This is a genomic window from Streptomyces polyrhachis (assembly GCF_042663125.1).
Lineage (GTDB): Bacteria > Actinomycetota > Actinomycetes > Streptomycetales > Streptomycetaceae > Streptomyces > Streptomyces polyrhachii.
This window is the reverse complement of the sequence record NZ_JBHSZO010000032.1, coordinates 1-14,116: the sequence shown is the minus strand read 5'-3', so window position 1 is coordinate 14,116 and position 14,116 is coordinate 1. Positions and strand designations below refer to the sequence as shown.

The window sequence follows — 14,116 nt, the reverse complement described above, 5'->3', positions numbered from 1 at the left end:
GGCATGACGAGCACCCTCGCCGCCTACCAGACCTCCTCGGGGGAGGCCGCCCAGTTCTGGGTGCTGGCGGTCTTCGCCGTGGCGGGCGCGCTGGGCACGGTGCTGATGAAGCGCTCGGTGCACTCCGCGCTCTGCCTCGCCGGGACGATGGTGATCCTGGCCGTCTTCTACCTCGCCAACGGCGCCTACTTCCTGGGTGTCGTGCAGATCGTCGTCTACACCGGCGCGGTCATGATGCTCTTCCTCTTCGTGCTGATGCTCGTCGGCATCACCGCCGCGGACTCCCTGAAGGAGACCATCAAGGGCCAGCGGGTGCTGGCCGTGGTCTGCGGCCTCGGCTTCGGCGTGCTGCTGATGGCCGGCCTCGGCAACGCCTCCATCAAGGAGTTCAACGGCCTGGGGGCCGTCAACTCGGCAGGGAACGTCCAGGGGTTGGCCGAGCTGGTCTTCACCAAGTACGTCTTCGCCTTCGAGCTGACCGGCGCCCTGCTGATCACCGCCGCCGTCGCCGGCATGGTCCTCACCCACCGCGAGCGCACCGAGCAGCCGCTCAGCCAGCGCGAGCAGGCCGCGGCCCGCATCAAGGACGGCACCCAGGTCGCCCCGCTGCCCGCGCCCGGCGTCTACGCCCGCCACAACGGGGTCGACATCGCCGGCCTGCTGCCCGACGGCAGCCTCTCCGAGCTGACGGTCAACCCGACGCTGCGCGCCCGCGGCCAGGTCCGCGACGTGTCCAAGCAGGCGCTGGACGACCTGGCGGCGATCGAGCGCCGCACGGCGGACTACCAGGGCAAGGAGGACCCGGCGGTGGTCGTACCGCAGGCCCGCGCCGACCGTACGGACAGCGCTGACGGCGCCGACAGTGCCGGGCGTGACTCACGGAAGGAGGCCGGGGCCAAGTGAATCCCGTCAACTACCTCTATCTCGCCGCCCTGCTGTTCACCATCGGCGCCTCCGGGGTGCTGATCCGGCGCAACGCGATCATCGTCTTCATGTGCGTGGAGCTGATGCTCAACGCCTGCAACCTGACGCTGGTCACCTTCTCCCGGATGCACGGCAACCTCGACGGCCAGGTCCTCGCCTTCTTCACGATGGTCGTGGCCGCCGCCGAGGTCGTGGTCGGCCTCGCGATCATCGTCGCGCTCTACCGCTCCCGCCACTCGGCCTCGGTCGACGACGCCAGCCTGATGAAGCTGTAAGGGGTACGAACCAGTGGAGTCACTCATCGGATTGCTCGTCGGCGTGCCGCTGGCCGGCGCCGCCCTGCTGCTCTGCGGCGGCCGCGCGCTGAACCGGATCGGCCCGGCCCTGGGCACCGCGCTGGCCTTCGCCTCCTTCGGCATCGGCCTGTCCCTCTTCGTCGACATGCTCGGCCGCGGCGCCGAGCACCGCGGCCTGCACAGCACCCTCTTCACCTGGATCGAGGTCGGCGGCTTCCAGGCCGACGTCGGCTTCCAGCTGGACCAGCTGTCGATCACCTTCGTGCTGCTGATCACCGGCGTCGGCTCGCTGATCCACCTGTACTCGATGGGGTACATGGAGCACGACCCGGGCAAGCGCCGCTTCTTCGGCTACCTCAACCTCTTCCTCGCCGCGATGCTGCTGCTCGTCATCGCGGACAACTACGTGCTGCTGTACGTGGGTTGGGAGGGCGTGGGCCTGGCCTCGTACCTGCTGATCGGCTTCTGGCAGTACAAGCCCAGCGCCGCCACCGCCGCGAAGAAGGCGTTCCTCGTCAACCGGGTCGGCGACGTGGGTCTCGCCGTCGCGATCATGCTGATGTTCACCACCTTCGGCTCCGTCGCCTTCGGCCCCGTGCTGGGCGCCGCCGGCGAGGCGTCCGAGGGGACGCTCACCGCGATCGGGCTGATGCTGCTCCTCGCCGCCTGCGGCAAGTCCGCGCAGGTGCCGCTGCAGTCCTGGCTCGGCGACGCGATGGAGGGCCCGACCCCGGTCTCGGCCCTGATCCACGCGGCCACCATGGTCACCGCCGGCGTCTACCTGATCGTCCGCTCCGGCGCGATCTTCAACGGGGCGCCCGACGCGCAGCTCGCGGTCGTCGTGGTCGGCGCGGTGACGCTGATCTTCGGTGCGATCGTCGGTTGCGCCAAGGACGACATCAAGAAGGGCCTCGCCGGCTCCACGATGTCGCAGATCGGCTACATGGTGCTGGCCGCGGGCCTGGGCCCGATCGGCTACGCCTTCGCGATCATGCACCTGGTCACGCACGGCTTCTTCAAGGCCGGCCTCTTCCTCGGCGCCGGCTCGGTCATGCACGGCATGAACGACGAGGTCGACATGCGCAAGTACGGCGGCCTGTGGCGCTCGATGCCGTGGACCTTCGCCACCTTCGGCCTGGGCTACCTCGCCATCATCGGCTTCCCGTTCCTCTCCGGCTTCTACTCCAAGGACGGCATCATCGAGGCCGCCTTCGGCAAGGGCGGCACCCAGGGGCTGATCCTGGGCGGGGCGACCCTGCTGGGCGCCGGGATCACCGCGTTCTACATGACGCGGATGATGCTGATGACGTTCTTCGGCGAGAAGCGCTGGGAGGCCCTCAACGCCGAGGCGGGCGAGGGGGAGAAGGCGTTCCACCCGCACGAGTCGCCGATGGTCATGGTGGTCCCGATGGCGGTCCTGGCGGTCGGCTCGGTCTTCGCCGGCTGGTTCTTCCACCTCGGCGACCGCTTCACCGGCTGGCTGAGCCCCGTCACCGACTTCGAGCACGGCCACCTGCCGGACGGGCTGAGCGTCGGCCTGATCACCGCGATGGTGCTCACCTCGATGGTCCTGGGCGTCGGCCTCGCCTACCTGATGTACGGACTGCGCGCGGTGCCGGCCGTCGCCCCGCGCGGCAGCCTGCTCACCCGGGCCGCCCGGCGCGACCTGCTGCAGGACGACCTCAACCACGTCGCCCTGGTCAAGCCCGGCGAGTACCTGACCCGCGGTCTGGTCTACGTGGACAACAAGGTGGTCGACGGCGTCGTGAACACCACCGCCGCCTCGGTCGGCGGCCTCTCCGGGCGGCTGCGGCGCGTCCAGAACGGCTTCGTCCGCTCCTACGCGGTCTCGATGTTCGGCGGCGCGGCCGTACTCATCGCCGCCACCCTGCTGATGAGGGCGGTCTGAGATGTCTTTTCCCCTGCTGACGGCGACGGCGGCCCTGCCCGCCCTGGGCGCGCTGGCCACCGCCGCCGTGCCCGCGGCGCGGCGCTCGCTTGCCAAACCCCTCGCCCTCGCGGTCTCGCTGGCCACCCTGGGCCTGGCCCTCGCGGTGGCCGTACGCTACGAGCCCGGCGGCGCGGCCTTCCAGCTCACCGAGTCGCACGCCTGGATCCCGGACTTCGGGGTCCGCTACCAACTGGGCGTCGACGGCGTGGGCGTGGCGCTGATCCTGCTCACCGCGCTGCTGATCCCGTTCCTGATCGCGGCGGGCTGGCTGGACACCCGGGGCAACGAGGAGGGCGGCGAGCGCTCGCGGCCCTACCTGGCGCTGATGCTGGCCGTCGAGGCGATGGTGATCCTCTCCTTCGAGGCCACCGACATCTTCCTCTTCTACCTCTTCTTCGAAGCCATGCTCATCCCGATGTACTTCCTCATCGGCGGCTTCGGCGACCGGGCCCACGGGGGGGACGACGAGGAGGCGGCCGCCCGGCAACGCACGTACGCGGCCGTGAAGTTCCTGCTCTACAACCTGGCCGGCGGACTGGTCATGCTGGCCTCGGTGATCGGCGTCTTCGTCGTCACCCACGACCAGCTCGGCGCGGGCACCTTCTCCCTCCCGGAGATCCTCCAGGCCCGCGCGGACGGCGAGTTGGCGCTCCCCGCCGACACCGAGCGCTGGCTGTTCCTCGGCTTCTTCGCCGCCTTCGCCATCAAGGCGCCGCTGTGGCCGCTGCACACCTGGCTGCCCAACGCGATGGGCGAGTCCACCGCCCCCGTCGCCGTGCTGATCACCGCCGTGGTCGACAAGGTCGGCACCTTCGCGATGCTCCGCTACTGCCTGGGCCTCTTCCCCGAGGCCAGCAAGTGGGCCACGCCCCTGGTCCTGGCGCTGGCGCTGGTCAGCATCATCTACGGGGCGCTGCTCGCCGTCGGGCAGCGCGACATCAAGCGCCTGGTCGCGTACGCCTCGATCTCGCACTTCGGGTTCATCGTGCTGGGCATCTTCGTGATGACCTCCCAGGGCCAGAGCGGCTCCGCGCTCTACATGGTCAACCACGGCATCGCCACCGCCGCGCTGATGCTGGTCGCCGGCTTCCTCATCGCCCGGCGCGGCTCGCGGCTCATCGCCGACTACGGCGGGGTGCAGAAGGTCGCCCCGGTGCTGGCGGGCATGTTCCTCGTCGCCTGCCTGGCGACGCTCTCGCTGCCCGGACTGGCGCCGTTCGTCAGCGAGTTCCTGGTGCTGGTCGGCACCTTCGCCCGCTATCCGGCGGTCGGGATCATCGCCACCGCCGGCATCGTGCTGGCCGCGCTGTACGTACTGGTGCTCTACCAGCGCACGATGACCGGACCCGTCAAGGCCGGCCTGGAGAAGCTGCCCGACCTGCGGGTCGGCGAGGTGCTGGTGATCGCGCCGCTGATCGCACTGCTGATCGGGCTGGGCGTCTACCCCAAGCCGCTCACCGACCTGGTCGACCCGTCGGTGGAGCGCTCGCTCACCGAGGTCGAGAAGAAGGACCCCGCGCCCGAACACCCCGCCGCCACCGACGGCAGCTGGTTCGGCTACCAGCCGGCCGGCGGGCATGAGCAGGCCGACGCCAAGGGAGAGCACAAGTGACCGCCACCGTTGTCCACAGCCTGTGGACGGTCGCACAGGAACCCGCCACCCGGATCGAGGCGCCGTCCTTCGAGTACGTCCAGCTCGCCCCGACGCTGATCGTCATCGGCGCGGCGGTCCTGGGCGTCGTGGTGGAGGCGTTCGCGCCCCGCCGCGCGCGCTACGCCGTACAGACCGTGCTGGCCTTCGCGGGCCTGGCGGCCGGCTTCGGCGCGGTGCTCTGGCTGGCCCTGGACGGCTACGCGAACAAGAACGCCGACATCGCCGCGATGGGCGCCGTCGCCGTGGACGGACCGGCGCTCTTCCTGCAGGGCACGATCCTGCTGGTCGCGGTCGTCGGCCTGATGACCTTCGCCGAACGCCGCCTGGACCCCCAGGCGCACGGCCGCCGGGTGGACTCCTTCGCCGCGCAGGGCTCGGCGGTGCCGGGCGGCGAGGCCGAACAAAGCGCCGTCAAGGCCGGGTTCACCACCTCCGAGGTCTACCCGCTGCTGCTCTTCGCCGTCGCCGGCATGCTGGTCTTCCCGGCGGCGAACGACCTGCTGACGCTCTTCGTCGCGCTGGAGGTCTTCTCGCTGCCGCTGTACCTGCTGTGCGCGCTGGCCCGCCGCAAGCGCCTCCTGTCGCAGGAGGCCGCGGTGAAGTACTTCCTGCTGGGCGCCTTCTCCTCCGCCTTCCTCCTCTTCGGTGTCGCCCTGCTCTACGGCTACGCGGGCTCCCTGTCGTACGCCCGGATCGCCGAGGTCGTCGAGGGGACCGGCAAGGCGATGGACCCGGCGCTCGCGGGCACCATGGGCAACGACGCGCTGCTGCTCATCGGCGCCGCGATGGTGCTGGTGGGACTGCTCTTCAAGGTCGGCGCGGTGCCGTTCCACATGTGGACGCCCGACGTCTACCAGGGCGCGCCCACCCCGGTGACGGGCTTCATGGCGGCGGCGACGAAGGTCGCGGCCTTCGGGGCGCTGCTGCGGCTGCTGTACGTGGTGCTGCCGGGCCTGCGCTGGGACTGGCGGCCGGTGATGTGGGGCGTGGCCATCGCGACGATGGTGATCGGCGCGATCCTGGCGGTGACGCAGACGGACGTGAAGCGGATGCTGGCGTACTCCTCCGTCGCGCACGCGGGCTTCATCCTGGCCGGTGTCACGGCGGCGACCGAGGACGGTGTGACGTCCGTGCTCTTCTACCTGGGCGCGTACTCCTTCGTCACGCTGGGCGCCTTCGCGGTGGTCACGCTGGTGCGCGACGCGGGCGGCGAGGCGACGCACCTGTCCAAGTGGGCGGGCCTGGGCCGGCGTTCGCCGCTGGTGGCGGCGGTCTTCGCGCTCTTCCTGCTGGCCTTCGCGGGCATCCCGCTGACCTCGGGCTTCACGGGCAAGTTCGCGGTCTTCAAGGCGGCGGCGGAGGGCGGCGCGGTCCCGCTGGTGGTGATCGGCGTGCTGTCCTCGGCGATCGCGGCGTTCTTCTACATCCGGGTGATCGTGCTGATGTTCTTCAGCGAGCCGAAGGCGGACGGGCCGACGGTGGCCGTTCCGTCGGCGCTGACGTCGACGGCGATCGGCATCGGGGTGGCGATGACGCTGGTGCTGGGGCTGGCCCCGCAGTACTTCCTCAACCTGGCCGGGGACGCGGGGGTGTTCGTCCGCTGATCCCCCGCACAGCGCTGATCCCCGCGAAAGCACCGCGGCCGACCCCGTACGAGGGGGTCGGCCGCGGTGCTTTTCCCTGCTCGCGGTCGCCGTCAGCCGATCGCGGGCGCGATGCGGCCCGTGACCTCGCCCAGGCCGACGCGGGTGCCGTCCGGGCCGGGGGCCCAGGCGGTGATCGTCACCTCGTCGCCGTCCGCGAGGAACGGGCCCTTGCCCGCGGTCAGTTCGAGCAGGCAGCCGAGCTGGTCGGGCTCGGGGCCCGAGACCGTGCCCGAGGCGTAGAGGTCGCCGGTGCGCAGGCTGGCGCCGTTGACCGTCAGGTGCGCGAGCTGCTGGGCGGCCGTCCAGTACATCGCGGCGAAGGGCGGGCGCGAGACGGTCTCGCCGTTGATCGCCACCTCCAGGCGCAGGTCGAGGCCGTCGGGGGCGTCCTGCGCGTCGGCTGTGTCGTCCAGGTACGGCAGCAGCTGGTGCGTACGGGCCGGGGGCGCCACCCGCGCCGACTCCAGGGCCTCCAGCGGGGTCACCCAGGCGCTCACCGAGGTGGCGAAGGACTTGCCGAGGAAGGGGCCCAGGGGCACGTACTCCCAGGCCTGGAGGTCGCGCGCCGACCAGTCGTTGAGCAGGCAGAGGCCGAAGACGTGCTCGCGGAAGTCCCCGCGCGCGACCGGCGCGCCCTGCGCGGAGGGGGCGCCGACGACGAAGGCCACCTCGGCCTCGATGTCCAGGCGGGTGGAGGGCCCGAAGACGGGGGCGGCGTCGGCGGGGGTCTTGCGCTGGCCGCTGGGGCGCGTGATGTCCGTACCGGAGACGACGACCGTGCCCGCGCGGCCGTGGTAGCCGATGGGGAGGTGCTTCCAGTTCGGGGTGAGGGGGTCCGGGGCGTCCGGGCGGAAGATCCGGCCGACGTTGGAGGCGTGGTGCTCGCTGGCGTAGAAGTCGACGTAGTCGGCGACCTCGAACGGCAGGTGCATGGTCGCCTCGGCGAGGGGGACCAGCAGCGGCGTGACGGCCGCGCGGTGCTCCGGCGCGGTGAGCCAGGCGCGCACCTCGGCCCGTACCGCCTGCCAGGTCGGACGGCCGGCGGCGAGCAGCGGGTTCAGCGTGGGCGCGGCGAGCAGCCCGGCGTGCGGGGAGCCGGTGGCGCGGGCGGCGGCGGAGGCGTCCAGGACGTGGTCGCCGTAGCGGACGCCGAGGCGCGGGCGCGGGTCGGCGGGGGTGGTGAAGACGCCGTAGGGGAGGTTGTGCGGGCCGAAGGGGTGGTCTTCGGGGAGGTCGAGTGGGCTTCGCTCGGGCATGGCCTGGGCCTCGGGTTGTCTCGTCGGTCGTGGAGTGGGTGGTGGAGTCGCAGGTGGGCTGCCTGTTCACACTACGTTCCCGCGCCCGCGGTAGGGGCAGCCGCCCGCTGTGATCGTTACGTGACCGGATACGCTGCGAAGGTGGGGCACGGTGTTCGCCGGTGACACGTCGACATTTCGCGGCGAGATCAACACCGGGTCCCGCACCGACAGTCCAATCCGCTTCCGAGGCGCTTCGCGTGAGCGTCCGCAGACAGGAGGAGCCCCGTGACCGTGGTCGCACCCTTCGGGCTCAGCGTTCGGGACGAGGCTCTTGAGGCCGACGTCCAGGCCGGGTTGGCGGCCGTGGAGGAGGGGCTGCTCGAAGCGGCGAAGAGCGACGTCCCGTTCGTCACCGGGGCGGCGCAGCATCTGCTGCGGGCCGGGGGGAAGCGCTTCCGGCCGCTGCTGGTGCTGCTGGCGGCGCAGTTCGGGGACCCGTACGCGCCGGGTGTCGTGCCCGCGGCGGTGGTCGTGGAGCTGACGCACCTGGCGACGCTCTACCACGACGACGTGATGGACGAGGCGGACATGCGCCGGGGCGTGCCCACGGCGAACACCCGCTGGGACAACTCGGTGGCCGTCCTCACCGGCGACTTCCTCTTCTCCCGCGCGTCGAACATCCTGGCGGACCTGGGCCCCGAGGCCGTCCGCGTCCAGGCACGGGCGTTCGAGCGGCTGGTCACGGGCCAGATCATGGAGACGGCGGGCCCGGCGGCGGGCCGCGACCCGATCGACCACTACCTGGAGGTCCTCTCCGGGAAGACCGGCTCGCTGATCGCGGTGGCCGGCCGCTTCGGCGCGATGACCTCGGGGGCGCCGGACTCGGTGGTGGACGTACTGACGCAGTACGGCGAGCGCATCGGGATCGCCTTCCAGCTGGCCGACGACGTGCTGGACATCGCCTCCGACTCCCACGAGTCGGGCAAGACCCCGGGCACGGACCTGCGCGAGGGCATCCAGACGCTGCCGGTCCTGCACGTACGGGCGGCGGCGGCGCGCAGCGGCTCGCGCGAGGACCTGGAGCTGTGCGCGCTGCTGGACGGCGACCTCACGGATGACGCCCGCCACGCGGAGGTCCTGACCCGCCTGCGCGCCCACCCGGCCCTGGCCCAGGCCCGCCGCGACACGATCCGCTACGCGGAGGAGGCCCGCGCGATGCTCGCGGCCCTCCCGCACTGCGCGGCCCGCTCGGCCCTGGAGGGCCTGTGCGAGGCGGTCGTGGAGCGGACGGGCTGAGGCTGGGTCCGTCTCGCGGACGCGGGGCGGAATCTCCGGTATGCCGGGTCGCAGGTCCGGTCTGCCCATGCCCATGGAGGCGGAGCTCACCCCGAAGCAGGCGGCCGACGTGCTCAACGTCTCCCGCCCCCACCTCATCGGACTGCTGGACGACGGCAGGATCCCGTACCGCCGCGCCGGCCGCCATCGGCGCGTCCGCTTCGAAGACCTCATGCGCTACAAGCGTGCGGACGACCGGCGCCGGAGCGATGCGGCGGACGAACTGGCCGGGCTTGGCCAGGAGTTGGGGATGGACTGACGGATGTCTTGTCGTGCTGTCCGCCGGATTCGCCGCCGGGCGGAGTGCGTCGGTCGGTCCACGGTTTTACGCCGGGCCGTGGTGGCCTCCCCCTCTGGGGGTGGGGGTCTCATCCCCCCGATGTAGGCGATTCACCTCTCTGGGGTGACGTCCTGGGCGGGTTTCGGTGGTGGGATGGAGGCTGAACTCGGGGGTCACCGGCTCGGCGGTTCGCGACAGCTGTCCAGGTGGACGAGTGCCGGACGTGACGACGACGGAGGTAGACGACATGACGCAGGATCCGCCGGAGCAGGGTGCGGGGCACACGCAGGGGCAGCTTGAGCCGGGCATGATCCGGATCGGGGCTCCGCAGGCGGTGGGGGACGAGCCGGTGAAGCGGACGCGGAAGGCCGTGCGGTACGGGGTGCCCGCCGGCATCGCCGCGCTCGCCGCCGCGACGATCGGGCTCGTGCCCGCGTTGGCGCAGGACAGCGCGGGGTTGGCGGACCTCTCCGCCGAGGAGCTGATCGCCAAGGTCCTCGACTCGGACGCGCAGGCCGTGCAGGGCACCGTGAAGTTCAGGGCCGACCTCGGGCTGCCCACCCTCCCGGGCGGCCTCGGCGGGGGGACGGAGGCGGGCGCGGATCCGCGTGCCGCCGTCATGGGGCTCCTCTCCGGGGAGCACACCCTGCGCGTCGCCGCCGACGGCCCCGAGCGGCAGAAGGCCACCCTGGTCGGCGAGCGGGGCGGCGACTACACCGTGCTGCACAACGGCGATGACGTCTGGGCGTACGGCGGGGGCGCCAAGGAGGTCTTCCACGGCACCGGCGCCGACGCCGCCCGCGCCGGGGGGAAGGACGGCGCCACCGCGCTGCCGGAGGAACTGGCCGACCTCAGCCCGCGCGAGTTCGCGAAGCAGGCCCTCGCACAGGTGGGGGAGAGCACCTCCGTGAGCGTGGAGGGGACGACGAGCGTCGCCGGGCAGGACGCCTACCTGCTGCGCATCGCGCCCAAGGAGCGGGCGTCCACGGTGAAGGACATCCGCATCGCCATCGCGGAGAACGGCGTGCCGCTGAGGTTCACGCTGACCTCCGACAGCGACGCCAAGGTGGTGGAGGCCGGCTTCACGCAGGTGAGCTTCGCCAAGCCGGCCGCCGACGTCTTCGCGTACAAGCCGCCGGCCGGGACGAAGGTCACCGAGGAGAAGCTCGGTGAGCACCGCAAGGACGGCGCGGGGCCCGAGGGCCTGCTGGGCGGCTTCGGCAAGGGCGCCGAGGGCGCCAAGGACGTCAAGATCCACGGCTCCGACTGGACGACGGTCGCGGAGCTGCGGCTGCCGGACAAGGCGAAGAGCGGGAAGGACGGGAAGGACGGGAAGGGCGAGCAGGACGGCGAAGGCGGCCCCGCAGCTCTCCTCGGCGCGCTGACCACCAAGGCGGACGGCGGCCGCCTCTTCTCGACGAACCTGGTGAACGTCCTGGTCACCGACGACGACCGGATGTTCGTCGGCGCGGTGGACAAGGCGGAGCTGGAGCGCCTGGCAGCGGGCTGACCCCGACGCCGGACCGGGGCGGCCGCCCGTACGAGACGGGTGGCCGCCCCGGGACGGCATCGGTGCCGTCGGTCAGCCGAGGCGCGCGGCGACGGCCCGCGCGCACTCCATCGCCCCGGCACGTGTGGTGTCCACCTCCAGGTCGTACACCACGTCCCGGTGGACCAGCTCCGCCTGGGCCGCGGCCATCCCGACGACCCGGTCGCCGCGGGCGATCTCCCGCTCGGCGGCGACCGCGCTGTCGCAGCGGACGCCGACCCACAGCACCCCTACTCCGCACAGGGCCGTCCGCCAGCGCTGCTGGGAGTCGGGCCCGCCGAGGAAGACCTCGTCGACGATGACCCGGGCGCCGGCGCGGGCCATCGCGGCGACCCCCGCGATCCAGGCCGCCTCCAGGGTCCGGAACTGTGGCCCGACGACCACCCCGCCATCCGGGGCGAACTCGATCCCCGCATCCGAGGCCCGCATGGCCGCGGGCAGCGCGTCGACGAAGGTGTCGGTCCCGAGGGCCAGCCACGGGTCCGGCAGGACCGCCTGCAGACACCGCGCGATCCCGGACTTCCCCGAGCTGGAACCACCGTTGAGAACGATCACTTCGGTCATCGCGCCACAGTAGGGGCGCCGCGGCGTCCCCGGCTACCGCACCAGCTCCAGCACGACCTCCTCCGTCCGCTCCCCCCGGCCGCCCGCGAACTCCGACTCCTCGGCCACCACCACGAAGCCCAGCTTCTCCAGGACCCGCAGCGCCGCCACGTTGTCCGTGGCCGCCCGGCAGTAGAGCGGGCGCTCGGTGACCTCGTGGAGGAACTCCGTGAGGGCCTGGGTGGCCAGGCCCTTGCCCCAGTACGGGCGGGCCAGCCAGTACGTCAGCTCGCGGCGCGCGCCCCGGTCGAAGACCGCGACCCAGCCGATCACCTCGCCGTTGAAGGCGATCGTCCGCTTCACCGTGCCGGGATCGTCCAGCAGCCGTGCCCAGTACGCCGTGAAGGCGTCGTGGTCGGCGGGGTCGGCGAGGGTGAAGGCCGCCATCCGGACGGACTCCGGGTCCTGCTGGTAGGTGAAGAACACCGGCAGGTCGGCTTCCTCGACGTCGCGCAGCATCCCGGACTCCTTGCGGTGAGGTCGTACGCCAGACCCTCCCAGTGTGGCCGCGCGAGGGCGGTCCCGCTCCTCGGGTCGTGCGTGGGGCGGACCGTGTCAGCTCGGTGCGGCTACGGAGAGGCCCGCGCCGCGGGCCGCGTCGGCCAGTCGCTTGTCGTAGGTGACGAACGAGGTCACCAACGGGCCGAGGTGGAGGGCGGTGGCAAGGTGGACGGCGTCGAGGCTGCGCACCGTCGCCGGCTGCAGGGTCTGCGCGAGTAGCCGGACGGCCGGCTCCAGACCGACCAGCTCGACCAGGTCGAGCACCGGATGGAGCCGGGTCAGTGCTTCGGGCGCGTGCCGGGCGAGGGCCCGGAAGACCTCGATCTCCAGCAGTGCCGAGCTGACCCAGCTGTCGTCCGCCCGCTCCAGCAGCCAGGCGCGCAGTGCCCGGGACCCGGCCTCGGCATGGACCAGTTTGACCACGGCAGCCGAGTCCAGGTAGATCATCAGCGCTCGTCCTCCCGGGCCCGCGCGATCTCCTCGGCGACATTCACGGCATCGGGCTCGCCCAGCGGCATGCCGAGCACGGCCCGCCGCATGGCGGCAGCCCGCTCCCGGCGCATGGCGCTCTCCATCACGGCCTGCCTTATGGCGGCCGAACGCGAGGTGCCGTCCTGTGTCAGAACAGCCAGCGCCTGCTCGGTCTCGCTGTCGGTGCGAATGGTGATGGTCTCGGCCATGGGTCCAGCGTAAGACGCTCTGTCTTACGTCGCAATCGTGTCGACTGCGACTGAGGCGGGAGGCCCGTGCCGCTAACGCAGGGAGACGGGATCTTCCTCGGCCGGATCGAGGGCGCCCTCTGCGGCCGTACCCGCCGCGCGCCCCCGCCTCGCCGTCCGCAGGGCGTCCCAGGTCAGTAGGGACAGCGCCGCCCAGACCAGGGCGAAGCCCGCCCAGCGCTCCGGGGGCATCGACTCGTGGAAGTACAGGACGCCCAGTGCGAACTGCAGGGTGGGGGCGAGGTACTGCAGCATCCCGATCGTGGAGAGCGGCAGGCGCACCGCCGCGGCGCCGAAGCAGATCAGCGGGAGGGCCGTCACCGCGCCGCAGGCGGCGAGGAGCAGCGCGTGGCCCGTACCGTCGCTGGCGAAGGTGGACTGGCCGCGCCCCGCGATCAGCGCCAGGAAGCCCAGCGCCGGCAGGAACTGCATCGCCGTCTCCGCCGCGAAGCCCTCCACGCCCTCCAGCCCGATGCGCTTCTTGACCAGGCCGTACGTGCCGAAGGAGAACGCCAGGGTCAGCGCCACCCACGGCAACTGCCCGTATCCGACGGTCAGGACGAGCACCGCGAGCGCCCCCGTCGCCACCGCCGCCCACTGCGCGGGGCGCAGCCGCTCGCGCAGCAGCAGGACGCCGAAGGCGATGGAGATCAGCGGGTTGATGAAGTAGCCGAGGGCCGCCTCGACGACCTTGCCGGAGTTGACCGCCCAGATGTAGACGCCCCAGTTGACCGTGATGATCGCGGCGGCGAGGGCGACGAGCGCGAGGCGGCGGGGCCGGCGCAGCAGCGGGCCTATCCACGACCAGCGGCGCAGCGCGAGCAGGAGCAGCAGGCAGGCGGGCAGCGACCAGACCATGCGGTGGGCGAGGATCTCCGTCGCGCCGGCGGGCTTCAGCAGCGGCCAGAAGAGGGGGACGACGCCCCAGCTGCCGTAGGCCGCGAGGCCGTAGAGCATCCCGGTGCGGGTCTGCTGGGCGGATGCCTGCACGGCAGTCCTCCTGTCCGGGCGGCGGTGCGCGGGTGGGGCGGGGGCGACTTTTCCGACGGTAGCGGGCGGGAGGGCGCGCTGTCATGTCCGTCTCGGATTATGGCTCCTTACGCGAGGCCGCCGACCGGCCGCGGGCGACGGACGGCGGGCGACGGACGGCGGGCGACGGACGTACGCACACGGGCGAGGGCCCCGGATTTCCAAGCAGCAAGCTCGGAAATCCGGGGCCCTCGCCCGTACGAAACGAAACGGCCGCCTCAGCCCGCGACCGTCCAGGTGTCGCCCCCGGCCAGTAGCGCCGCCAGGTCGCCCTTGCCCTGCTGCTCCACCGCCGTCTCCAGCTGCTCGGCCAGCAGCGTGTCGTAGACGGGCCGCTCGACGGAGCGCAGCACGCCGATGGGGGTGTGGTGCAGGGTGTCGGGGTCGGCGA

14 protein-coding genes and 1 pseudogene are annotated in these 14,116 nt (G+C 72.1%); 8 read left to right on the top strand and 7 right to left on the bottom strand.

The genetic code is table 11. From position 1 onward, the window contains the following. The first annotated feature begins 3 nt into the window (after positions 1–3). The 5 genes from ACFQLX_RS19275 to nuoN are packed head-to-tail and all read left to right on the top strand — an operon-like array spanning position 4 to position 6,429. Positions 4–903: an NADH-quinone oxidoreductase subunit J gene (locus tag ACFQLX_RS19275; RefSeq protein ID WP_386416967.1), complete on the top strand. Its 900-nt coding sequence runs from the start codon at positions 4–6 to the stop codon at positions 901–903. Further along, positions 900–1,199 (top strand): NADH-quinone oxidoreductase subunit NuoK, encoded by a 300-nt coding sequence (gene nuoK, locus ACFQLX_RS19270; protein ID WP_386416864.1) that lies wholly within the window; start codon positions 900–902, stop codon positions 1,197–1,199. Before ACFQLX_RS19275 ends, nuoK begins: the two co-directional genes overlap by 4 nt. 13 nt (positions 1,200–1,212) lie before the next feature. Continuing rightward, positions 1,213–3,129, top strand: coding sequence for an NADH-quinone oxidoreductase subunit L (gene nuoL / locus ACFQLX_RS19265; protein ID WP_386416863.1), 1,917 nt, complete (start codon positions 1,213–1,215; stop codon positions 3,127–3,129). Position 3,130: 1 nt separating this feature from the next. Continuing rightward, the gene (locus ACFQLX_RS19260) at positions 3,131–4,783 is read left to right on the top strand and encodes an NADH-quinone oxidoreductase subunit M (protein ID WP_386416862.1); all 1,653 of its coding nucleotides are present in this window, start codon (positions 3,131–3,133) and stop codon (positions 4,781–4,783) included. Continuing rightward, positions 4,780–6,429 carry an NADH-quinone oxidoreductase subunit NuoN gene (nuoN, locus tag ACFQLX_RS19255; RefSeq protein ID WP_386416860.1) on the top strand — a complete coding sequence of 550 codons (1,650 nt, stop codon included), beginning with the start codon at positions 4,780–4,782 and terminating at the stop codon, positions 6,427–6,429. Before ACFQLX_RS19260 ends, nuoN begins: the two co-directional genes overlap by 4 nt. Positions 6,430–6,521: 92 nt before the next feature. Here nuoN and fahA read toward each other — a convergent pair whose 3' ends face one another. After that, complete coding sequence (gene fahA / locus ACFQLX_RS19250; protein WP_386416858.1) at positions 6,522–7,727, bottom strand: fumarylacetoacetase; 1,206 nt, start codon at positions 7,725–7,727, stop codon at positions 6,522–6,524. 267 nt (positions 7,728–7,994) lie between these two features. On the opposite strand from fahA, the gene ACFQLX_RS19245 reads away from it, so the two are divergent. The 3 genes from ACFQLX_RS19245 to ACFQLX_RS19235 all read left to right on the top strand — a co-directional run bounded on the left by ACFQLX_RS19245 (position 7,995) and on the right by ACFQLX_RS19235 (position 10,834). Continuing rightward, positions 7,995–9,005 (top strand): polyprenyl synthetase family protein, encoded by a 1,011-nt coding sequence (locus ACFQLX_RS19245; RefSeq protein ID WP_386416857.1) that lies wholly within the window; start codon positions 7,995–7,997, stop codon positions 9,003–9,005. Positions 9,006–9,072: 67 nt separating this feature from the next. Then, positions 9,073–9,303, top strand: a complete 231-nt coding sequence (locus ACFQLX_RS19240) for an excisionase family DNA-binding protein (protein ID WP_386416855.1) — start codon at positions 9,073–9,075, stop codon at positions 9,301–9,303. Positions 9,304–9,571: 268 nt separating this feature from the next. Further along, complete coding sequence (locus tag ACFQLX_RS19235; RefSeq protein WP_386416853.1) at positions 9,572–10,834, top strand: LolA family protein; 1,263 nt, start codon at positions 9,572–9,574, stop codon at positions 10,832–10,834. Between the two features lie 72 nt (positions 10,835–10,906). On the opposite strand, the gene cpt is transcribed toward ACFQLX_RS19235, so the two are convergent. The 6 genes and pseudogenes from cpt to ACFQLX_RS19205 form a co-directional block, all read right to left on the bottom strand. Next, entirely contained in the window at positions 10,907–11,437 is a 531-nt protein-coding gene (cpt, locus tag ACFQLX_RS19230; RefSeq protein ID WP_386416851.1) for a chloramphenicol phosphotransferase CPT, read from the bottom strand. Between the two features lie 33 nt (positions 11,438–11,470). Next, positions 11,471–11,935: a GNAT family N-acetyltransferase gene (locus tag ACFQLX_RS19225; RefSeq protein WP_386416849.1), complete on the bottom strand. Its 465-nt coding sequence runs from the start codon at positions 11,933–11,935 to the stop codon at positions 11,471–11,473. Positions 11,936–12,031: 96 nt separating this feature from the next. Further along, positions 12,032–12,424 (bottom strand): type II toxin-antitoxin system VapC family toxin, encoded by a 393-nt coding sequence (locus ACFQLX_RS19220; RefSeq protein ID WP_386416847.1) that lies wholly within the window; start codon positions 12,422–12,424, stop codon positions 12,032–12,034. Beyond that, a complete protein-coding gene (locus tag ACFQLX_RS19215; protein WP_386416846.1) occupies positions 12,424–12,657 on the bottom strand; it encodes a hypothetical protein in 234 nt (77 codons plus the stop codon). The genes ACFQLX_RS19220 and ACFQLX_RS19215 overlap by 1 nt, the downstream gene beginning before the upstream one ends. A gap of 72 nt (positions 12,658–12,729) precedes the next feature. Beyond that, complete coding sequence (gene rarD / locus ACFQLX_RS19210; protein ID WP_386416965.1) at positions 12,730–13,653, bottom strand: EamA family transporter RarD; 924 nt, start codon at positions 13,651–13,653, stop codon at positions 12,730–12,732. A 290-nt stretch (positions 13,654–13,943) separates the two neighbouring features. Then, positions 13,944–14,116: pseudogene (locus ACFQLX_RS19205) on the bottom strand (2-oxoacid:ferredoxin oxidoreductase subunit beta); the annotation flags it as partial.